The sequence below is a fragment of the Rhizobacter sp. Root1221 genome, assembly GCF_001425785.1.
Taxonomy (GTDB): Bacteria; Pseudomonadota; Gammaproteobacteria; order Burkholderiales; family Burkholderiaceae_C; genus Rhizobacter.
Genome location: NZ_LMDI01000021.1, coordinates 67,103 through 88,605, shown reverse-complemented (window position 1 = coordinate 88,605; position 21,503 = coordinate 67,103). Strand labels below are relative to the sequence as shown.

The window sequence follows — 21,503 nt, the reverse complement described above, 5'->3', positions numbered from 1 at the left end:
TTGAGTTGGCGCTCTGGGATTTATCCCAAACAGCGAGTGCTCGCAACAACTTACGTGACCTCGGTCCAATTTATTCCGGACAGTAGTGGGCGTTCGCCGGGATGACCGAGATTTTCCCCGGACAGCAGTGGGCCTGCGCCGGGATGACAAAAGACGGATGACGGGGCAATCAGCCGTGGACAGAGGACAGGAACTGCTTGAGCTCCGGCGTCTGCGGTGCCCCGAACAGCTCGGCCGGCGGCCCGATTTCGTGGATGCGGCCGGCGTGCATGAACACGACGCGGTCGCTCACCTTGCGGGCGAAGTTCATCTCGTGCGTGACCATCATCAGGGTCATGCCTTCGTCAGCCAGCGACTCCACCACCCGCAGCACCTCGCCCACGAGTTCGGGGTCGAGTGCCGACGTGATCTCGTCGCACAACAACACGGCGGGTTCCATCGCCAGCGCGCGGGCGATGGCCACGCGCTGCTGCTGGCCGCCCGACAACTGATCGGGCTGGGCGTCGAACTTCTCGGCCAGGCCCACGCGGTCGAGCAGGCGCTTGGCCTGCTCGACCCCGGTGGCCGCGGGGCGCTTTTTCACGAGCGACGGCGCCAGCATCACGTTGCGCCCCACGCTCAGGTGCGGGAACAGGTTGAAGCCCTGGAAGATCATGCCCACGTCCTGGCGCAGCGCCCGCATGGCCGGCACGTTGCCATGCAGCAGCGGTTGCCCGTCCACGCTGAGCGAGCCTTCGTCGAAGACTTCGAGGCCGTTCACGCAGCGCAGCAGCGTGCTCTTGCCCGAACCGCTCTTGCCGATGATGGCAATGACCTCGCCGCGCTTGACGGACAGGTCGATGCCCTTGAGCACCTCGTTCGTGCCGAAGCGCTTGCGCAGCCCCTTGATCTCGACGATGCCCGGGGTCCGGGTGGCGGCGGCCGCTGCCGCGCGTTCTTCAACGATGGCCATGGAGTTTCCTCTCGAGGGTGCGGGCCCAGTACGACACCGGGAAACACAGCACGAAGTACATCAGCGCCACGCAGGCGTAGACGGTGAATGGGCGGAACGTGGCGTTGGCGATCATCGTGCCCGCCTTCGTCAGTTCCACGAACCCGATGACGGACGCGAGCGCCGTGCCCTTGATGATCTGCACGCCGAAGCCCACGGTGGGGGGCACGGCCACCTTGAGTGCCTGCGGGCCGATCACGTGGCGCAGCTGCTCGCCCAGGGTCAGGGCCAGCGCGCTGGACGCCTCCCACTGGCCCTTGGGCACTGCGTTGACGCAGCCGCGCCAGATCTCGGTAAGGTACGCACTGCTGTAGAGCGTGAGCGCGAGCGCGGCGGCCGTCCACGCGGACACGTTGAGCCCGACGAGCGCGAGGCCGAAGTAGGCGAGGAACAGCTGCATCAGCAGCGGCGTGCCCTGGAAGAGCTGCACGTAGGCACCCACGAACATCTCGGCCCCACGCCAGCGGGCGATGCGGACCACGAGCAGCGACAACCCGATCAGGCCGCCCCCCACGAACGCGATCAGCGACAGCAACACAGTCCAGCGCACGGCCTGGAGCAGGTTGCGCACGATGTCCCACATCGAAAAATCGACCATGGCGGCGCTCCTATCGGCCGAAGATGAAACGCGGCCCGGCCCAGTTCAGCAGGTGGCGCACCCCCACCGACAGCACCAGGTAGATCGCGGTGGCCACGATGAACGATTCAAACGCGCGGAAGTTGCGCGACTGGATCAGGTTCGCCGCGTACGACAGTTCCTGCGTGGACACCTGGCTGCACACCGCCGACCCGAGCATCACGATGACGATCTGGCTGACGAGCGCCGGCCACACCCGCTTCAGCGCAGGCGGAAGCACCACGCGGGTGAACACCTGCGCCGCGCTCAGCGCCAGGCTCTGCGCGGCCTCGATCTGCCCGCGGGGCGTGCCGCTGATGCCGGCCCGCACGATCTCCGCGGCGTACGCGCCCAGGTTGATCACCATCGCGAGCACGGAGGCCAGCTCCGGCGTCAGCTTCACGCCGAGGCTCGGCAAGCCGAAGAACAGGAAGAAGAGCTGCACGATGAACGGGGTGTTGCGGATGGCCTCCACGTACGCCCCCACCATGAAGCGCAACGCGGGGCCGCCGTAAGTGCGCGCCCACGCGCAGGCCACGCCGACGGCGAGGCCGATGGTGGCGGACACCGCCGTGAGGCCCAGCGTGAGCGCGGCGCCCTTCAGCAGCATGGGCCACTCGGTCAACACCGCGGGGAAGTCGAAGGCGATCATGTCGCGTCCGCCCGCTCAGGTCACAGGGGCAGGTCGCCGGCCGGGCGGCCGAGCCACTTGGTGGCCATCTTGTCGAGGTCGCCGGCCTTCTTGGCCTCGGCGATGATCTCGTTGACCTTCGCGCGAAGTTTGTCCTCACCCTTGGCCACGCCGATGAAGTTCGGCGAGTCCTTCAGCAGCAGCTTGAACTCGGTGCCGAGCTGCGGGTTCTTGGCCATCATCGCGCCGGCCACCGACGCGCCAGTGGCGATCAGCTGGGTCTGGCCCGACACGTAGGCCGAGACGGTCACGTTGTTGTCCTCGAAGCGCTTGACGTCCACGCCGGCCGGCGCGATCTTGCCCAGTTCCTGGTCTTCCATCGCACCGCGGGTCACGCCCACGCTCTTGCCGGCCAGGTCGGCCGCGGTCTTGACCGCCAGCGTCTTCGGGCCGAACACGGCCTGGAAGAACGGGGAGTACGACGACGTGAAGTCGATCACCTTCTCGCGGTCCGGGTTCTTGCCGAGCGTGGAGATCACCAGGTCGGCCTTCTTGGTCTGCAGGTACGGGATGCGGTTGGCGCTGGTGACGGGCACCAGCTCCACCTTCACGCCCAGCTTCGCGCCGATCAGCAGGGCCATGTCGATGTCGAGCCCTTGCGGCTTCAGGTCGGTGCCCACGAAACCGTACGGCGGGTAGTCGGTGGGGATGGCCACCGTGAGCACCTTCTTGGCCAGCACGTCGTCGAGCGCGGTCTGCGCCATCGTGGCAGAGGCGCCGAACATCAGCGGAACGGTGGCCAGCAGGCCCAGGAACTTCAGGAAGGTGCGTTGGCTCATCGTCATTTCTCCAGCGGGGACGTGGTGGGGATCAGGGGAGTGAACAACCGCCGCTTGCGCGGCGCGGTTTTCTTGGCAACCGTTGTATGCAAGGCTTGTGCCGACGGACCCACCGGCGCCAACGCGGTGCGCAACGACGCGAGCGGGTCGGCCGGGGTGTCCGGGCTCAGGTGGGCGGCCACGCCGGCGATGTGGCGCCGCATCAATTCGACGGCCAGCGGGGCATCGCCCCGCTCGAGCGCGGCAACGATCTCGGCGTGTTCCTCGCACGACGCCGCTGCCTCGTGGGGCGACTGGTACAGCGTGGCGATCAGCGTGGTGCGCGCCGTGAGGTCGCGCAGGATGTCGGCGAGCGTGGTGTTGCCGGCGCACTCGGCCAGGCACACGTGGAAGTCACCGAGCAGGAAGCTGCGTTCACCGGCATCGGCCGCGCGCACGGCGGCGCGCTCCTGCGCCACGTGCTTCTGCAGGCGGCGCAGCGCGGCTGCATCGAGCCGGTCGCCGCTGGCCTGCAGCAGGCCCACTTCGATGACCTGGCGGGCGGCGAACGCGTCGCGGGCATCCTCCGGCGACGGCTGCACCACGAACCAGCCGCGGCGCGAATTCACCTCGACCATGCCACGGGCCGCCAGCCGGGCGAGCGCCTCACGGACGATGGTGCGGCTCACGCCAAACAGGTCGGCCAGCGGCTGCTCACCCAGCCGTGCGCCGGGCGCCAGCTTGCGGGCGAGGATCGAATCAACGATGCGATCCGCGATGTGTTGGGGCTTGTTGAGGTCGGGCACCCGGTTTGTGCATGGATTGGTTGTATACAAGGCCTGTGCGCCAGAACGAGGCATTCAGGACCGCGAAATGCCCCAATTTGTGGCATTGAACCCATAAGGCATCGGGTCCGCAAGGGGGCAAACGCTTGTATGCAAGGGCCGGGCCCGAACCGGCGAAGACCGCTTCCGGTGACCCGAAGCGGGGCGCGGGCCAAGGCACGGAAATTGCCACTTCCCCCCGCGCCACTGCAGTTCTCTCCCCATCCTCTTTGCGATAGGAGCTTCCCATGCAAGCCGGTCACCTGAAACCCACGCTGAATGCGTGGCACCTGTGGGGCCTCGCGGTGGGCCTCGTCATCTCGGGCGAGTACTTCGGCTGGAGCTACGGCTGGAACTCGGCCGGCACGCTCGGCTTCATGGTCACCGCCATCGTGGTGGCCGCGATGTACACCACCTTCATCTTCAGCTTCACCGAGTTGACCACCGCGATCCCGAACGCGGGAGGGCCGTTCGCGTACGCGAGCCGGGCCTTCGGGCCCACGGGCGGGTTCATCGCCGGGTTCGCCACGCTGGTCGAGTTCCTGTTCGCGCCACCGGCCATCGCGATGGCGATCGGCGCCTACCTGCAGGTGCAGTTCCCCGGCGTGCACCCGAAGGCCTTTGCCATCGGCGCCTATGTGATCTTCATGACACTCAACATCGTGGGTGTGCGCACGGCGGCCACGTTCGAGCTGATCGTGACGGTGCTCGCCATCGCCGAGCTGCTCGTGTTCATGGGCGTGGTGGCCCCCGGGTTCTCGGCCGCGAACTTCGTGGCCCACGGCTGGGCCGGGCAGGACACGTTCAGCAGCACCGCGGTGGCCGGCATGTTCGCCGCCATCCCGTTCGCCATCTGGTTTTTCCTCGCGATCGAGGGGGTGGCCATGGCGGCCGAGGAAGCCAAGGACCCGCGCCGCACCATCCCCATCGCGTACATCGCCGGGATCATCACGCTGGTGCTGCTGGCCATCGGGGTGATGGTGTTCGCGGGCGGCGTGGGCGACTGGCGGCAGCTCGCCAACATCAACGACCCGCTGCCGCAGGCCATGAAGGCGGTGGTGGGCAACGACAGCACGTGGCTGCACATGCTGGTGTGGATCGGGCTCTTCGGGCTCGTGGCGTCGTTCCACGGCATCATCCTCGGCTACTCGCGGCAGATCTTCGCGCTGTCGCGCGCGGCCTACCTGCCGTCGTGGCTCGCCGCCATCCACCCGCGGTTCGGCACACCCCACCGCGCCGTGCTGGCCGGTGGGGTGATCGGCATCGCGGCCATCTTCAGCGACGAGGTGTTCTCGTTCGGCGGCCAGACGCTCACGGCCAACATCGTCACGATGTCGGTGTTCGGTGCCATCGTGATGTACATCGTGTCGATGCTCAGCCTGTTCGCGCTGCGCCGCAAGGAGCCGAACCTGGAGCGCCCGTTCCCGGCCATCGGGTACCCGGTGTTCCCCGCCATCGCGCTCGTGCTCGCGTGCGGGTGCCTCGTGGCCATGGTGGTCTACAACCTGCTGCTGGCCGCCGTGTTTGCCGGGCTGATGGGATTGGCGTATGTTGTGTTCATGCGTGGCGGGCGGGTCCGCCGCGAGGCCGCGGCCGCCGCCCTGCCGGTGAGCGGATGACCCACCCCCCCTGCCCATGAGCTACCGCGAACGTGTCGGCGCCCAGTCGTTCTCCTTCAGCGGCCTGAAGGAGGTGATGGCCAAGGCCACGCCCATGCGCTCGGGCGATGCCCTGGCCGGCATCGCGGCGGGCACCGCGGCCGAGCGCCTGGCGGCCCGGCTGTGCCTGGCCGACGTGCCGCTGCAGCGGTTCCTCGACGAGGCGCTGGTGCCGTACGAGGCCGACGAAGTCACGCGGCTGATCATCGACACCCACGACCGCGCGGCGTTCGCGCCCGTGGCCCACCTCACCGTGGGCGGCCTGCGCGACTGGCTGCTGTCGGACGCCGCCACGCCCGAGGTGCTGGCCCGCCTGCACGCCGGCATCACCCCCGAGATGGCGGCGGCGGTCAGCAAGCTGATGCGCAACCAGGACCTGATCCTCGTGGCACGCAAGTGCCACGTCGTCACGCGGTTCCGCAACACCATCGGCCTGCCGGGCCGGTTGTCGGTGCGCCTGCAGCCCAACCACCCCACCGACGACCCGCGCGGCATCGCCGTGTCCACGCTCGACGGGCTGCTGTACGGGGCGGGCGACGCGGTGATCGGCATCAACCCGGCCACCGACAGCCTGCCCGCGCTGATCGACCTGTGGCACCTGATGGACGACGTGATCGGCCGCTTCGGCATTCCCACGCAATCGTGCGTGCTGACCCACGTGACCAACACCATCCAGGCCATCGAACGCGGTGCCCCGGTGGACCTGGTGTTCCAGTCGGTGGCCGGCACGCAGCAGGCGAACACGTCGTTCGGCATCGACCTGGCCGTGCTGAAGGAGGCGCACGAGGCCGCGTTGTCGCTGCGGCGCGCCACCGTGGGCGACCCGGCCACCGCCAACGTGATGTACTTCGAGACGGGCCAGGGTTCGGCGCTGTCCGCGAACGCCCACCACGGCGTGGACCAGCAGACGTGCGAGGCGCGGGCCTACGCGGTGGCGCGGGCGTTCGCGCCGCTGCTCAGCAACACGGTGGTGGGGTTCATCGGCCCCGAGTACCTGTACGACGGCAAGCAGATCATCCGTGCCGGCCTGGAGGACCACTTCTGCGGCAAGCTGATGGGCCTGCCGCTCGGCTGCGACGTCTGCTACACGAACCACGCCGAGGCCGATTCGGACGACATGGACACGCTGATGACGCTGCTCGCCACCGCCGGGCTCACGTTCCTGATGGGGGTGCCAGGGGCCGACGACATCATGCTGAACTACCAGAGCACATCGTTCCACGACGCGTTGTACCTGCGCGAGGTGCTCGGCCTGCGGCGTGCCCCCGAGTTCGAGGCGTGGCTGCTCAAGATGGAGATCACCGACCCCGCCGGCCGCATCCGCCCGGTGTCGGGCACCCACCGGCTGATCGAACACCTGGGGGCCGCGAGGCTGCCGGCATGAACGACGTCACCCCGGACCCCTGGCACGGGCTGCGCAGCCTCACCGCCGCGCGCGTGGCGCTCGGCCGCACCGGCGCGAGCCTGCCCACCCGCGAGGTGCTGAAATTCGGCGCGGCCCACGCGCTCGCGCGCGACGCGGTGCACCTGCCGCTCGACGCCGCGGCGTTGTGCGGCCAGCTGGACGCGGCGGGCTGGCCCTCGGTGCGGGTGCACAGCGCTGCCCCCGACCGCGCCACGTACCTGCTGCGCCCCGACCTGGGCCGCCGCCTGGACGAAGCCTCCGCCGCCGCGCTGGCCACCGACGGCGCCCCACCCGACCTCGTGTTCGTGGCCGCCGACGGCCTGTCGTCGCTGGCCACCAGCCGGCACGTGGTGCCACTGCTCCAGGCCGTGCGTGCGCTGGCCCCGGCGGCGTGGCGCATCGGCCCGGTCGTGGTGGCCGAGCAGGCCCGCGTGGCCCTCGGCGACCCGGTGGGCGAGCGGTTGCGCGCACGGCTCGTGGCCGTGCTGATCGGTGAACGCCCCGGCCTCAGCTCACCCGACAGCCTGGGCATCTACCTGACATGGGACCCGCGCACCGGCCGCCACGACGCCGAACGCAACTGCATCTCCAACGTGCGCCCCGAGGGCCTGCCCTACCCGGACGCCGCACGCCGGTTGGTGTGGTTGTGCAACGAGGCGCTGCGGCTGCGGCTCACCGGGGTGAACCTCAAGGACCTGAGCCACCTGGCGCTGTCAGGCGGTTGACGGTTCCTCGGGATCGAACGGCGCGGCCTCGAAGTACCGGGCCAGCCAGTCGATCAGCACGCGCACGCGTTGTGGCTGGTTGCGGCGCGAGGCGTAAGTCAGGTACACACCGAGGTCGGGCGCGCGCCAATCCGCGAGCACCGGCTGGAGCGCCCCGGTGCGCAGCAAGGGCGCGACCAGGAAGTACGGCAGCAGCACGAGGCCGGAACCGTGCACCGCGGCGGACATCAACGCCTCGCCGCTGTTGGTCATCAGCATGCCCGTGGCGGTGGGCACCACCTGTTCGTTCGTGTGGCGATGCTCGAACGCCCAAGGCACGGGGCGGCCCAAGCCGGTGTAGCGCAGGCAGTCGTGCGACACGATGTCGGCCGGGTGCATCGGCGTGCCCTTGCGCGCCAGGTACGCGGGTGACGCGAACACACCGAGCCGGGCCTGGCCAATGCGCCGGGCGATGAGGGTGTCGGGCAGGTCCCACGCGATGCGCATCGCGAGGTCGATGCCCTCCTGCACCAGGTCGCCCGGGGTGTCGCGCAGCTGCAGGTCGATCATCACCTTCGGATGCTGCGCGATGAACGCCGACACCGCCGGGCTGACCGCCCACACGAACGACGCCGGGGCGGTCAGGCGCACGTGGCCGGCGACGTCGGCGCCGCCGCTCCTGCCTGCGTTCATCAGTTCGTCGTAGGCGTCGAGCACGTGGATGACCTGCTCGAGCACCACCCGGCCCTCGGCTGTCAGCGCCACATGCCGGGTGGAGCGTTCGAAGAGCCGCACCTCGAGCTGCGACTCGAACTCGGCCACCGCACGCGACACGACCGACGCCGAGACGTCCAGTGCGTCGGCAGCGTTGATGAAGCTGCCCATCTCGGCGACGGCCTTGAAGAGCGTGAGGGTGCGAAGTCGGTCCATGGCCATGCGAGCCGGCATTGTGGCCCAGCCGCGCCGACTTCGTTTTTGTCGGGACACACGAGGACCGCGCCTCCCGACCGCATTCCCGCGATCAGCTCACGCGTCGTCGCCGTCGCGTCCCTGCACGATCCGGTACAGGCCCGCACCGAGCAAGCCGCCCGCGAGCGGCGCCACCCAGAAGAGCCACAGCTGCGACAACGCCCAGCCGCCGGCGAACAACGCCACGCCGGTGCTGCGGGCCGGATTGACCGACGTGTTCGTCACCGGGATGCTGATCAGGTGCACGAGCGTCAGCGCGAGGCCGATCGCCACCGGCGCGAGACCCGCCGACGCGCGGCCCGACGTGGCCCCGAGGATCACGAACAGGAACATCGCGGTCAGCACCAGCTCGGTGACCAGTGCGGCCACGAGTGAATAGCCGCCCGGGGAATGCTCGCCGTAACCGTTGGCGGCGAAGCCGGCCGCCACGTCGAACGATGCCTTGCCGCTGGCGACGAGGTACAGCACGGCACCCGCCGCCACCCCGCCGGCCACCTGCACGGCGATGTACGGCACGAGGCGCGAGGCGGGAAACCGGCCGGCCGCCCACAGGCCCACCGACACCGCCGGGTTCAGGTGGGCGCCCGACACGTGGCCGACGGCCGCCGCGGCGGTCAGCACGGTGAGCCCGAACGCGAGCGACACACCGAGCAGGCCGATGCCGCCGCCGGGAAACGAAGCCGCGAGCACGGCGCTGCCGCAGCCGCCGAGCACGAGCCAGAAGGTGCCGATGAATTCGGCGCTGAGGGTCTTGATATTCATGGAGTCTCTCCGGGGGTTCAGAATTTGCCGAGCATGTTGAGGAACCAGCCGCGGCTGCGGTAGCTGAGGTCCGTCAGGTCGTCCGAGAAGTCGGTGAAGTTGTAGCCCACCCCCACCTTGAAGTTCTCGTTGACGTGGTAGTAGCCGGCCGTCAGCAGGCCGTCGCGCCGGTCGCCCAGTTCGCGGGCACGCAGCGAGCGCACCTCGGCGAGCGCATCCCAGCGGCGCAACACCTTCCAGTCGATGCGGAGCACCATCAGGTCGGCGGTGCTGCGGAACCACGGCGCGCTGTCATCGCGGCTCGCGCGCAGCTCGCCGGTGCGGCGCGCGTACTTGCCACCCACGGTCCAGCGTTCGGTGAGGTCGTACGTGGCATCGATCGCCGCGACATGGCTGCGCTGCTGGTAATCGATGCCCGTCGTCGACACGGCGGCCTGCGTGGCCTCGGTGGCGAGCACCTGGCCCGGCGACGACAGGTCGTACAGGTAGGTGTACTTCAACAGCACGTTGAACCGGTCGTTCGCGACGGGGCGGAATGCGTAGCCGGCCACGGCCTCGGTGTACTTCGCGGCGGCGAGTGCGCCGGTGCTGCTGTTGCTGTCGGCCCAGTTGAGCTTGCCGATCCAGCGGCTGTCCCGGTCCGCCTTCACGCTGATCGCGTTCTTGAGCAGCCAGCTGCGCCGCTCCTCGGTGCGGCTGCGGTCGGTGCGGTACTCGGCGCCGCCGCTGTAGCGCACGGTGTCGGACGAGTAGCCGGCGGTCAGCGCCGCGGCCTCGCGATCGAGTTCGCCGAGCGTCTCGGACCCGATGCGGCCGTTCTCGAACGACGCGCCGAACGTCCAGCGCGGATCGGGCGCGTACTGCACGCCATACGCGTGCGTGAGGCCCGGTTGCTGACCCGTCGTGTGACGGTGTTCGGTGTAGACGTTCAAGCCGTCGGCCACGCGCGACTTCACGCCGCTGACGAGGCTGCCGCCCCGGCCGGTGACGTTCTCGTCGGTGCGGCCCGTGTCGAGAACGTACGTCGTGTACACGCTCGACCGGTCGTCGTACTGGTACTCGGCGCCCGCCTTGCCGGCGAGGCCGCCATCACCACCCGAAGCCTCGCCGTTCACCGCGAACTTGTCGGAGACCCGGTAGCGGCCGCCCACGCCGCCCCGGTCGTTGCTGCGGCGCGAGCCGGTGCGGCCCACGGTCTGCTGCCCGAACACGTAGCCGCTCCAGCCAGCACCCGTGTACTCGGCCTGCAAGGCCGCGTCGGTGCGCTCGCCCTGCACCACCGCGTTCGACGGCAGCAGCGGGTTCGTGACCAGCGCATCCGTGCGTTTGCTGTCGTGGCGCACCGTGGCACCGAGTTTCCACTGCGGGCTCAGTGTGTGGCCCAACTGCACCTCGGCGGCGTCGGTGTCGAAGCCGTTGGTCTCGTCGCGGCGATCGGCCTTCACGCGCAACTCGGTGCGTTCGCCCACCGGCAGCGCGGCGCTGACGCCCGCCTGCTGCGTCTCGTTCGCCGCGAGCTGACCCGGGCCCGAGAAGCCCGCGTCGCGGTGCTGCGCATAGGCGCCGACCCGGCCCGTGCCGGCCACGTCGGTCTGGCCCTCGACGCGCCAGGCGTTCGCCTTCACGTCGGTGCCGAGCGCCTGTCCGTCGAACGCGAACCCGCCATCGCTGGAGGTCAACTGCCCGGTGCCCGGGCCCTCGCTGCGGGCCACTTCGGCCTTCACCCAGCGGGTGTCGCTCTGGCGCACCGTGACATCGACGCCTCCCAGCCGCTGGTCGCCACCGGTCTGCTTCTGGCGCGACGCGGTCACGCCCACCCGCACCGCATCGGTGGCCCACCACGCCACGCGCCCGCCGGTGGCGAGGGTGTCGAGCGAGCTCACGAACGGCACGTACTCGTAGTCCACCACGAGGTAGGCCGGCAAACCGGCGAGGCCTCCGGCGCGCACGAGGCTGCTGTCGTCGGCCAGGCTCGCGAGCGGCGAGGCGAGCAGCACCCGGCCCTGCAGGTAGTCGATCTCGTAGTCGGACGATGGCACGAGCTGGCGGCGCGACAGCACGAGGCCGGAATCGCGGTCGCGCACTTCGACGAACACCTTCTCGGCACCGCGGGTCAGGTCCTGGTGGCGCAGGTAGTACAACGACCCGCCCGTGCCGCGGAACTCCTCGCGCGCCGCGAGCGAACCCGGCTCGGCGGCGTACACGTCGGCGCGCAGGCGCGCATCGCCTGCATCGGTGGACGTGTCGCCCACGTACCGGCCATGGGCGCCGTAGAGGCCTCGGCTCACCTGCGCGAGCTGCGTGTCGTCGAGGTTCAGCTTGAAGTTGCCCCACATCGCATGCGAGCGGCCATCGTCCACCTTGAGGTAGATGCGGCCCTGCGTGGGGGCGTCGTCGATGCTGGTCGAATCGTCGCCGAACGTGGCCCACGAATCGGCCGGGTCGAGCCGGCGAAAGAGCGACGTGGCATCCTTGCGGTCGAGGTTGCGCAGCAGTTCGTTGAACGGGCGCTCTTCGGTGTCGACGCTGCCGGTCAGTGTCCAGCGATCGTCGAGCAGCCCCTTTCCGTAGAAGGCGAAGCGCCCTTCGGCCCAGGTGTCCCCGCGTTGCCGGTTCGTGTCTTGCGTGACGAGGGCCGCCGGGCCGTCGACGTGGTTGCGGCCCACCGTGACATCGGCCTGGCCCACGACGAACCAGTCCTGCTTCGGGATCTCGAAGTCACGGCGGTACACGCGCGCGGTGCCGTCCAGGTCGGCCACCGCGATCTCGCCGGTCTGCACACGGCGCGGCACCAGTTGCTGGAACACGAACCGGCCCTGCGGATCCACCGGCACGTCGAAGCCCAGCGCACGCACCGTCTGCCCCGTGCGGATGCCGTCGCCGCTGGCCGTCACCGTGCCGCCCTGGATCGGGATGTTCGCGATCGCAATGCGGCTGTCGCCGTAAGCGGTCATCAGTTGCCGTTCGGCGGCGCCGTCCGTTGCGGGCACGTCCGACGGGGGGCGCTGGCCCGCGACGGTCAGCGTGAAGTCGCCGGTTTCGTCGAAGCGGCCGTCCGCGTCGTAGACGCGCACGCGGTAGAAGAGCTTGCGTTCGGTCAGGTCCGCGGGCACCTCCCAGGTGGCTCGCCAGTCGGCGCGAAGCCGCACGGCGGCCAGCAACCGCGGCTGCAGCGTGTCGTCCGCCACGAACACGCGCAGCTCGGCCCGGCGCGCGAACAGCCGGTAGTTGCTGTAGCCGAGGAACTGCACCGTGTCGCCGGGCACCACGGTCGTGGGCCAGGCCGCGGCGTTGAGCCGGCGGGGTTGCGACAGGCTGTCGTACTGCAGGCGCAGGTGGTCATGCTCGAGGCGCACGTCGATGCACCGCTGGCGGTCCGCGCTCGACGAATCGGCACCCACCTCGGGCTTGCCGTCGATCGTCAAACGCAGCGGGCCGTCGGTGCCGGCGTACGGCGTCAGCATGTGGCACTCGGTCGGGTCGACCTGGGCGACCACGGCAGGCGCGGGCGCCACGGCCGGCACGACGGGATCGCGCCAGTACACCCGCACCTCGACCCGCCGGTTGGCGGGCCAGTTCGCGGTGTTCTCGCGCGGCGTGGCCACGGGTTCGTCCGGGCCACGCGACTGCGCGGTGAACGCGGTGTCCGGCAGCCCGAGCTGCGCGGTCAGGTAGCGGCCCACCTGCTGGGCGCGGCCGAGGCCGAGCGCCTGGTTGTCGGGAAAGCGCGGTCGCAGGCGTGGGCTGATGCGCTGCACGTCGGTGTGGCCCACGATCTCGAAGCGCAGCTGTTCGCGGCCCTTCACCTGCGCGACGATCGCGTCGAGCCGCGCGCGGTCGGCGGGCTTGAGCAGGTCCTCGCCGGAATCGAAACGCGGCGTGTGCGTGTCGGTGCGCTCCACGGGCGTGCCGGGCACGGTGCGCGCCGGAACGGTGACGCGGGTTTCGGTCACCGAGCGGTCGTCCCCGAGCAGGAACGTGAGTTTCGGCAGTTCCCGTTCGGAGGTTTCGGGCACGCGGTCGGTGCCGTCGATTTCCACCGCGCGCCGGTCGGGCTCGCAGCGGTCGCTGAAGCGGCCGCGCGCATCCGCGGCGCAGGTGTCGGCGGGTTGGGCCACGGCGGCGCCCAGCGTGAGGCAGGCGGCTGCCGCCGCGCTCGACAGCGCGGCACGTCGAAAAGGTCGGTTCATGCAGAAGCGCTCGAAGAGGGTGAATGCGTCGGGGTGGTGGTGCATGGCAGTCCTCCGTCAGCGGGTGACGGAGGCCGGCACACGCTCGACCTCGATGTCCAGGTTGAACAGCGTCCGGCCCCGCGCGGCGCCGTGCTGGCGCCAGCGGTCGCGCAGCGTGCGGGTCAGCGCGCCGATGCGCTCGTCGCCAGTCGCCGCGGGTTCGCCGGCGTCGGCGCGGTAGGCCAGGCGAAGGATCGATGGCCGCGCCTCGAGTGCCGCCATCACACGGTCCAGCTGCCCCTCGAGCGCGGGCTTCAGCACCCCACCGTCGAACGCATCGGCCGTCAGGTCGAGGCGCACCACGCGGTGCACCGTGGCGCCGAAGTTCACCTTCACGAGCTTGCCGCGGGTCACGCGTTCGGCGGCCGGGTTCTCGCTGGTCACGCGGTAGCCGGACGGCAACGTGCGCTCGTCGAGCTTGAGCACGAGGTTGCTGCCGGTGCCGTCCTTGGGCACCGCCGCGCAGGCGATGTGGAAGCGGCCGTCGGCGTCGGTGGTCACGAGCAGGCCGTTGACGGTGGCGATCCGCACGTTCGCGAGCCCCGGTTCGCCGTCATCCTGGTAGCCGTTCGCGTTCTTGTCGTCGTAGACCTTGCCGACCACGTCGGTGCAATCGAAGAGTGCGTCCGGCACGACCCGCACGCGGGCTGTCGCCACACCCGACAGCGCCGGACCTTGTTCTCCCTGCGTGGCCACCACCTGGTTCACGTACTCGCCCTCCCCCACGCCGCTGCCCACGCCGAGCACCATCGCAAAGCGCTGGGTTTCGCTGGCGGCGAAGTCGCGCGCCGGGATCGTCAGCCGGCGGCCGTCGACACGCGGCACCACGGGCGTGACCACGCCGCCCGGCAGGCGTTGCACAGTCAGCGAACCGGCCACGTACTTGAAGCCCGGGGGCAGCGTGTCGGTGAGCACCACGTTGCCGAGCGCCACAGCACGGGTGTTGCGGGCGGTGATCGCGTACGGCACCAACTCGCCCTTGCGAACGGTCAGCTTCGACGTGGTCTTGCGAAGCTCGATCACGGTGCCCGTCCCCTGCGGATCGATGGGCAGGTGGTTGTTGACCACGTTCTGCGCACCGGCCGCGGGAATGAAGATCGTGGTGAAGTACGCAGGGGCCGCACCGGGAGCCGGCATGACGGCCGACACCACGCACGGGTCGGCCGGCGTCGTGTCCACCGGGCCCGACGGCGCGCTGCAGGTGAGCGCGTTCAGCGGGCCGGCGGCCGGCGGGTACGTCAACGAGTTCACGTAACCCGACGGCGGCGTCACCGCGAGCGTGTAGTCGCCCGCGGGCGCACCCGGCAACAGGAAGAACTGGTACAGGCCCTCGCCAGGGGTCGTCACGCTCGCGTTGCCACCCAGCAGGTGGGCGGCCGCGTCGAACCCGGCCGGGCCGGTGATCGTCACCACGACGCCAGCCACCGGCTGGCCGCTCAGGCTGTCGTAGACGATGCCGCTCGGGTCGAGCGGGAGATCCTGCTGCACGATGGCCACGCCCGCCGTCACGGTGAGCGGGATCGCGGCGCGCGGCGCGGCGCCCGGCACTGTCGGGTTGGCCCCGCCCGCGCCGTTTTGCACCGGGTCGGTAGGCCACACCCCGCCTACCACCTGGCCTGCCGGCGTGCGAAAGCGCACCGTGTATCCGCCCGGCACCACGTTGTCGAAACGGTAGGCCCCATCGGCCCCGGTGGTCACCGTGTGGCGCACCACCAGGTCGCCCTGCGCGCACGCGGCCGCGCCGTCGGTGCACCCGAGCAGTTCGACGGTCCAGCCGCTCACCAGCGGTTCGCCGCCCGCCAGCAGGCGGTCGTGGTCGGCGTCGCGCCAGACGGAGCCGGTCACGCTCGACGGCGCCTGCGCGCGTTCGCTGAAGTCATACCCCGTGCCTTGCGCGCCTGGAACGGTCACCGGCACCTGGATGCGGTTCGGGCCGGGCACCGTGCCCCCGAGCGTGCCCGGGTGTTCACCGCCGTTGTCATAGCCGGCGGGCTGCGTCTGCGTGAGGGTGTAGCCGTTGCCGTCGGGCAGCGGCAGGTCGTCGAAGCGGTAGGTGCCACCCGCCGTGGTCGTGGCCGTGCGGGTCACCGGAGTGCCCGTGTTGTCGGTGCCGGTGAGGGTCACCGTCACGCCGGCCAGCGGGAGGTCACCCGGGTCGCGTGTGCCATTCGTGTTGGCGTCGTTGTACACCGAGCCCGCGAGCGAGGCGCCACGTTCGCCGAACGTGTAGCCGTCGCCGTTGCCGCCGGTGTAGACGATGCCGGTGATGGTGTCGTTGCCCGCGGTGCCGAGCACGGTGCCGCCCACGCGGCCAGCCGTGTCGAGGCCGTCGGCGTAGGTGGCCGGCTGGGTCTCGGTGATCGTGTAGCCGGTGGCATCGGACGGCAGCAGGCCGTCGAAGCGGTAGGCGCCATCGGCATCCGTGGTCACGGTCACCGACACGGGAGCCCCGCCGCTCGTGCGGCCTGCCAGGGTCAGCGCCACGCCGGGGATGCCGGGTTCACCGGTGTCCTGGCGGCCATTGTTGTTGCGGTCCGCGAACACGCGGCCCGCGAGCTGGCCACCCCGTTCGCCGAAGTGATAGCCCGTGCCCTCGTCTTCCGACGCCAGCACGATCGCATCGAAGCGGTCGTTGGCACCGGCCGGATTGGCCGTGCCGCGCGGAGCGCCGCCCACGGTGCCGAGCACCTCGGGGCCGTCGGTCACGTCGGCCGGCTGCACCTCGTCGAGGCGGTACGTGCCCGGCAGCAGGTTCTGCGCCAGGAAGCGGCCATCGCTGTCAGTGACCAGCGCCACGCTGACGGCATTGCCGAACAGATCGGTGCCGCCCACCGTCACGGACACGCCGGGCATCCCGGGTTCCGCCGCATCGCGGGCACCATTGGCCGGCGCCACGTCGGCGAACACGGAGCCCGCGAGGCTCGCGGCGCGCACGGAAGTGAAGTGGTTGTTGCTCGAGCTCGCGCCCGGCGCACCGAGGCGGATGCCGTCGATGCGGTTCGCATTGGAGCCGTTCGGCCCCACGGTGACACCCGCACCCGAGGCGGGCACCGTGCCGGGCACCGAGCCCGCGCCGGTCACCGTGCCGGCCGTCGTGAGGCCCGGCAGGTAACCCGCGGGGCGCGTCTCGACCAGCGCGTACGTGCCCGGCGCAACGTTGTCGAACACGTACTCGCCGTTCGCATCCGCCACGGTGGCGCGCGAGACGGCGTTGCCGTTGTCGTCGGTGCCCGTCAGCACGATGGCCGTGCCTGCAAGGCCCGGTTCACCGGCGCCGAGTTGTCCGTTGCCGTCGCGGTCGTAGAACGTGCGGCCGCGCACCTGGCCGCTGGTCAGCTCGCCGAACAGGTAGGTGCCGGTGGCGGGCACCACGCCCACGGTCACGCCGGTGATGGTGTTGCCACCCGGCAGCACGGTGCCCGGGTTGCCGTTGGCGTTGGCCTTGCCGGGCGCGTAGGTGGCCGGCTGCGTTTCGGTCAGCGTGTAGCCGCCCGCGCCCGAGGGGGGCACGTCCAGGAACTCGAAGTGGCCCGGCTGGCCAGCCACCGGCGTGGCGACGATGTCGATCGCCTGGCCGCTGGCATCCGTGCCCGTCAGGTGCAGCACGACACCGGGGATGCCGGCTTCGCCAGACTGCGGCACGCCGTCGTTGTTGCCGTCCTCGAACACGTGCACCGGCACCTTCGCGCGTTGTTCGCCGAAGTCGTAGCCGGTGGCGGCCGCGCCCGAGCGGAGCGCGATGCCGCCCACGCGGTCGTTCACCGCGGTGCTGCCGCCAGCCGTGCCCGCACGTTCCGCGCCATCGGCGTAGCCTGCCGGTTGCACGGGTTCGGCCACCGCGTAGGTGCCGGGCAGCAGGTTCGCGAAGGTGTAGTCGCCCGTGGCGGCGGCCGTGGTGGCCGACAGCGCCACGGGGTTGCCGAACAGATCCGTGCCGGTGAGGTCGATCGCCACACCCGCGAGGCCCGCTTCACCCGGGGCGGCCACGCCGCTGTAGTCGGCATCGTGGTACACGCGCCCGGCGATGGACGCGGCGCGCACTTCACCGAACAGGTTCGCGGTGGACTGGCCCGCGGTGCCCAGCACGATGCCGGCCACCACGTTCGCGTTCGACCCGTTGGGGCCGGTGGTGACCCCGGCACCCACGGTGGGCACCGTGCCCGCCGTGCTGCCGGCGCCCGACACCGCACCGGCGCGCGTGAGGCCGGGCAGGTACGTGGCGGGTTGGGTTTCGGTCAGCGTGTACGTGCCGGGGGCCACCGGGAAGGTGAAAAGCCCGGTCGTGCCATCGCTCGTGCCGCTCAGCGACACCGGCTGGCCGAAGTTGTCGGTGCCCGTCAGCGTGATGGCGGTCGCGATGCCGGGTTCGCCCGCGTCGAACGCGCCGTTGCCGTTCAGGTCGTGGAACACGCGGCCACCCACCGACGGGGTCTGCACCGTCACGCTGCCACTGTTGAAGTTGTTGCCGCCGGTCGAGCTCGCGCCACCGTTGACATCACCGGAACCGGTGGTGACGATGGACGCGGTGTTCGTGATCACGGTGCCTTGGGCCGGCGTACCGGCGAAACGCACCGGGATGCGCACGGTGGCCGTGCCGTCCTGCGGCATGCTGGCGATCGTGCAGCTCACCACCGTGGCGCCCACGGCGCCCACGCAGGCAGGCGCCACCGGCGTGAAGGTGCCCGCGGTGACGGTGAACGTGGGTGCCGCGGCGATCTGGAGGCCTGCCGGCAGCGTGTCGGTGAACGTGGTGGTCTCGGCCTCCTGCGGGCCGTTGTTGCGCACGTCCACCAGCCAGTCGAACGCCTGGGTCGACGACACCGTGGTGATCGGGGTGGCCGTGCCCGGCTGCACCGCGCGCTTGGCCACGGCCTGCACGTCGGCCTTGTAGCGGAACGTGGTGGGCTGGCTGGCGGTGTTGTTGCCCGGCAGCACGTCGAGGGCGTTGAGCGCCGGATCGGTCAGCGCGATGCCGGCCGAGTTCGTGTATTGCCCCTTCTCGGCGCCCTTGAGCTTGACCTGCACCACGACCGTGGTGGTCTCGCCGGTGGCGCCCGAACCCGTGCCGCCCAGGCGCGTGATCGCGCAGACGATGCTTCCGCCCGCGTTGCCCGCGGTGACCCCGCTCGTATCGCACGTGACACCCGCCGGCAGCGGCGTGACCACCTCGACGAACGTGGGTGCGCCGGTGCCGCTCGGCAGCGTGTCGGTCAGCCGCACGCCCTCGGCGGTGGACGGCCGGTTGTTCGTGGCGGTCAGCGTGTAGGTCACGTCGTCGCCGACGTTGACCGGGTCCGCGTCGTCGGTCTTGTTGACGAGCAGGTCGTACACCGGTGACGACACCGTGGTCGCCTCCGTGTGGCTGTTGTTCGCGGCGCCCCCGGCGATCTCCGGGGTCGAGGTCGACACGGCCACCGTGTTGCTGATGCTGCCGCTGCCGCCACCCGCCACGCTGAGCACGGCCAGGGGGCGCACACGCACGGTGACGGTCTGCTGCGCGCCGCGGGCGATCGAGGTCCAGCCGCAGGTCAGCGTCTTGTTGGCGGGCGTGGTCGCCACGCCGGCGCCCGGTGTCACGGAGCAACTGCCATTCGTGGCCGTGGCCGACAGGAACACCACGCCTTCGGGCAAGGTATCGGTGATCGAGACGTCGTAGGCCGCGCTGCCGCTGGTGGCCGACGGGTTCGACGCGGTGATCGTGTACGTGAGCAACTGGCCGGCGGGCACGGGATCGGGGTTGTCCGACTTGGTGACGGCCACGTCCGTGCGCGCCTGGAAGTACGCCCGCGCCGTGGACGAGGTGTTGTTGCCGAGCGTGGCGTCGCCCTGGTCCTGTGTCAGCGCGAAGGCCGCGTTGTCCACCTGGAAGTCGTTGGACGCAGAGGTGCCGTTGCCGAAGTGGCGCACCGTCACCGACACTTTCGGGCAATCGGTTCCGGGCGTGCACACCGGCACGGATGCGATCCGGCAGGTGTCGAGCGACACCCGCCCCGCGCCGGGGGTCAGCGCGCACGAGGCCCACGTACCGGCGCCGGGGGTGGTCGACAAGCTGTAGTCCGCGGCACTCGCGTTGAACACGTCGTTGAAGACGTCGGTCACGTCCACGTTCGTGGCGGTGGCCGGACCCGCGTTGACCACTTCGATCTCCCACGTGACAGGCAGGCCGGCCAGTTGCCGGTTGCCGGCCGCATCGCCGAGGCCCACGACCCGCTTCAGCACGGACACGTCTGCCTGCTCCGCCGGCGGTTGCGGCGTGACGCCGACACCCGCGCAGTTGTTGCCGGACTGGTCGTCGACCGGGCCGCCACTCGCGGACACGCACATCTGGTTCGTCAGCAGCGCGCCGGTGCTGGTGGCACGGGCCGTGATGACGCTCGTGGCCGTGTTCGCGCCCACCGCGACGGCCGCGTTGCTGCTCGAACACGTGATCGTCACGGGCCCGGCCTGCGGATAGGCCCCTCCGCCGCTCGACACGCACGTGAAGTTCGCGCCGGGTGCGACACCATCGACCTGCAGGCCGGCCGGCACGGTGTCGACAAGGGTCACGACCCCGGTGGACGGGAACGCCGTGGGGCCGAGGTTGCGGGCCCAGATCGAATACGTGAACGGGGTATTGGCCGGCACGCTCGACTGCGGCCAGCTCTTGGTCTTGTGGGCCTCGAAATCGGAGACGGGGTCGATCACCGTGGTGGCGACCGCGTGGTTGTGGCTCGTGACACCGGGCGCCGAGATGGTCGCGGTGTTGAGCACGCCGGAACCGGTGGTCTCGGCGCGCACGGGAATCGCGATGCTGCCGAGGGCCACGTTGTGGCCGGCCGCGCCACTGCCGCCGCGCGTGCAGGTGAGCGTGGCGCCGGTGCTGGGGCAACTGCTCGAGGCGGTGCAGGTCCAGCCGTTCGAGGTGTACGTGGTCGAGCCACCGGCGAAACAGAAGTTCGCGGGCAGCGGATCGCTCACCTGCACGCCGACCGGGTAGTCGCCGCTGTAGCGGGTGGCGAGCAGGAAGTTGAACAAGCTGCCGGTGGCAACCGGGTCGGCCACCGACTTGCTCTTCGTGACCGAGATCGCGCTGCCCGGGGTCACCGCGGTGTCGAGCGTGCGCGTGTTGTCGGCGGCCACGCCATCGCCCACGCCACCGCCCGCGGCCACGTCGGCCGCGTGCGTGACGGCGGAACCACCGCCGGCCGAAACCGTGCCCGTGACCGACACCGAACGGCTCGCACCGTTGGCGATGGATCCGAGCGAACAGGTCATCGTGCCACCGGCAATGGAACAGCCGGCAGGCGTGGAGGACGGCACGAAGCCGCTCGGCACGCTGTAGGTCAGTGTCGAGGCGGGCGAGGTGTCCGGGCCCTGGTTCGTGACAACGAGCTGGTAGGTCTGCGTGCTGCCCGCGGCCACGCTGGTGGCGCCGTTGATCGCAAGCGCCAGGTCGGCACCCGCGTTGACGGTGGTCAGTTCGGTCTGCGCCGGGCCACCCGGGGTGGGCGTGGCCGTGACCGACATCGTGCCCTGCACGGTGGAACGCACGCGCAGCGGCACGTCGGCCTGGCCGTTGGCGCCCAGCGTGATGCCGGTGCACGACAGCAGGCCCGGGCCGGCCTGGCCGACCGTCATGCCGGTGCACGACACGCCCGCCGGCAAGGTGCCGGTGCCGGCATACACGCCCGAGGCCGGCACGCTGAACGAAAACGCACCGCCGGAGACCGGCGACCCGTTGGTCTCCGCCACCCGCACCGCGTACGTCACGGTGCCGCCGGCCGCCACCGGGTCCGGGGTGTCCGGCAGGTCCGAGATGATGAGCTGCGCCTGCGCCGCGCCGAGCAGCGAGAGGCCGAGCAAAGGCACCAGTGCCAGTCTCGCGCCATGCCCCCGAACTGCGTTCCAACCCGC

Annotated in this window: 12 protein-coding genes; 3 read left to right on the top strand and 9 right to left on the bottom strand. The window is 70.6% G+C overall.

The features are described from left to right. Positions 1-169: 169 nt before the first annotated feature. From ASC87_RS16155 to ASC87_RS16135, 5 genes are read right to left on the bottom strand one after another with little or no spacing between them, the layout of a single operon-like run. Positions 170-952 carry an amino acid ABC transporter ATP-binding protein gene (locus tag ASC87_RS16155; RefSeq protein ID WP_056663982.1) on the bottom strand — a complete coding sequence of 261 codons (783 nt, stop codon included), beginning with the start codon at positions 950-952 and terminating at the stop codon, positions 170-172. Continuing rightward, positions 939-1,589 carry an amino acid ABC transporter permease gene (locus ASC87_RS16150; protein ID WP_056663979.1) on the bottom strand — a complete coding sequence of 217 codons (651 nt, stop codon included), beginning with the start codon at positions 1,587-1,589 and terminating at the stop codon, positions 939-941. The genes ASC87_RS16155 and ASC87_RS16150 overlap by 14 nt, the downstream gene beginning before the upstream one ends. A 10-nt stretch (positions 1,590-1,599) precedes the next feature. Continuing rightward, entirely contained in the window at positions 1,600-2,259 is a 660-nt protein-coding gene (locus tag ASC87_RS16145; RefSeq protein WP_056663976.1) for an amino acid ABC transporter permease, read from the bottom strand. Between the two features lie 20 nt (positions 2,260-2,279). Next, entirely contained in the window at positions 2,280-3,083 is an 804-nt protein-coding gene (locus ASC87_RS16140) for a transporter substrate-binding domain-containing protein (RefSeq protein WP_056663973.1), read from the bottom strand. Then, positions 3,080-3,862 (bottom strand): GntR family transcriptional regulator, encoded by a 783-nt coding sequence (locus ASC87_RS16135; protein WP_235582186.1) that lies wholly within the window; start codon positions 3,860-3,862, stop codon positions 3,080-3,082. The genes ASC87_RS16140 and ASC87_RS16135 overlap by 4 nt, the downstream gene beginning before the upstream one ends. A gap of 266 nt (positions 3,863-4,128) precedes the next feature. On the opposite strand from ASC87_RS16135, the gene eat reads away from it, so the two are divergent. The 3 genes from eat to eutC are packed head-to-tail and all read left to right on the top strand — an operon-like array spanning position 4,129 to position 7,668. Continuing rightward, positions 4,129-5,499, top strand: coding sequence for an ethanolamine permease (eat, locus tag ASC87_RS16130; protein ID WP_056663968.1), 1,371 nt, complete (start codon positions 4,129-4,131; stop codon positions 5,497-5,499). Positions 5,500-5,515: 16 nt separating this feature from the next. Beyond that, on the top strand, positions 5,516-6,922 hold the full coding sequence (locus ASC87_RS16125) for an ethanolamine ammonia-lyase subunit EutB (RefSeq protein WP_056663967.1): 1,407 nt from the start codon (positions 5,516-5,518) through the stop codon (positions 6,920-6,922). After that, on the top strand, positions 6,919-7,668 hold the full coding sequence (eutC, locus tag ASC87_RS16120; RefSeq protein ID WP_056663966.1) for an ethanolamine ammonia-lyase subunit EutC: 750 nt from the start codon (positions 6,919-6,921) through the stop codon (positions 7,666-7,668). Before ASC87_RS16125 ends, eutC begins: the two co-directional genes overlap by 4 nt. Here eutC and ASC87_RS16115 read toward each other — a convergent pair. From ASC87_RS16115 to ASC87_RS16100, 4 genes are all read right to left on the bottom strand, one after another. Next, entirely contained in the window at positions 7,657-8,577 is a 921-nt protein-coding gene (locus ASC87_RS16115; protein WP_162255170.1) for a LysR family transcriptional regulator, read from the bottom strand. The two genes, eutC and ASC87_RS16115, sit on opposite strands and share 12 nt — an antisense overlap. A gap of 96 nt (positions 8,578-8,673) precedes the next feature. Continuing rightward, a complete protein-coding gene (gene aqpZ, locus ASC87_RS16110) occupies positions 8,674-9,378 on the bottom strand; it encodes an aquaporin Z (protein ID WP_056663960.1) in 705 nt (234 codons plus the stop codon). Between the two features lie 17 nt (positions 9,379-9,395). After that, positions 9,396-13,613, bottom strand: coding sequence for an OmpA family protein (locus tag ASC87_RS16105; RefSeq protein ID WP_056663957.1), 4,218 nt, complete (start codon positions 13,611-13,613; stop codon positions 9,396-9,398). A 12-nt stretch (positions 13,614-13,625) separates the two neighbouring features. Next, positions 13,626-21,458 (bottom strand): SdrD B-like domain-containing protein, encoded by a 7,833-nt coding sequence (locus ASC87_RS16100; protein WP_157604079.1) that lies wholly within the window; start codon positions 21,456-21,458, stop codon positions 13,626-13,628. Between the last annotated feature and the right edge of the window lie 45 nt (positions 21,459-21,503).

What these genes read in the sequence shown, in the direction of transcription:
- ASC87_RS16105 (WP_056663957.1), bottom strand. Translation starts at nt 13,613, where the DNA reads ATGCACCACCACCCCGACGCATTCACCCTCTTCGAGCGCTTCTGCATG.
- ASC87_RS16125 (WP_056663967.1), top strand. Translation starts at nt 5,516, where the DNA reads ATGAGCTACCGCGAACGTGTCGGCGCCCAGTCGTTCTCCTTCAGCGGC.
- aqpZ (WP_056663960.1), bottom strand. Translation starts at nt 9,378, where the DNA reads ATGAATATCAAGACCCTCAGCGCCGAATTCATCGGCACCTTCTGGCTC.
- ASC87_RS16140 (WP_056663973.1), bottom strand. Translation starts at nt 3,083, where the DNA reads ATGACGATGAGCCAACGCACCTTCCTGAAGTTCCTGGGCCTGCTGGCC.
- ASC87_RS16115 (WP_162255170.1), bottom strand. Translation starts at nt 8,577, where the DNA reads ATGGACCGACTTCGCACCCTCACGCTCTTCAAGGCCGTCGCCGAGATG.
- ASC87_RS16155 (WP_056663982.1), bottom strand. Translation starts at nt 952, where the DNA reads ATGGCCATCGTTGAAGAACGCGCGGCAGCGGCCGCCGCCACCCGGACC.
- ASC87_RS16150 (WP_056663979.1), bottom strand. Translation starts at nt 1,589, where the DNA reads ATGGTCGATTTTTCGATGTGGGACATCGTGCGCAACCTGCTCCAGGCC.
- ASC87_RS16145 (WP_056663976.1), bottom strand. Translation starts at nt 2,259, where the DNA reads ATGATCGCCTTCGACTTCCCCGCGGTGTTGACCGAGTGGCCCATGCTG.
- eat (WP_056663968.1), top strand. Translation starts at nt 4,129, where the DNA reads ATGCAAGCCGGTCACCTGAAACCCACGCTGAATGCGTGGCACCTGTGG.
- eutC (WP_056663966.1), top strand. Translation starts at nt 6,919, where the DNA reads ATGAACGACGTCACCCCGGACCCCTGGCACGGGCTGCGCAGCCTCACC.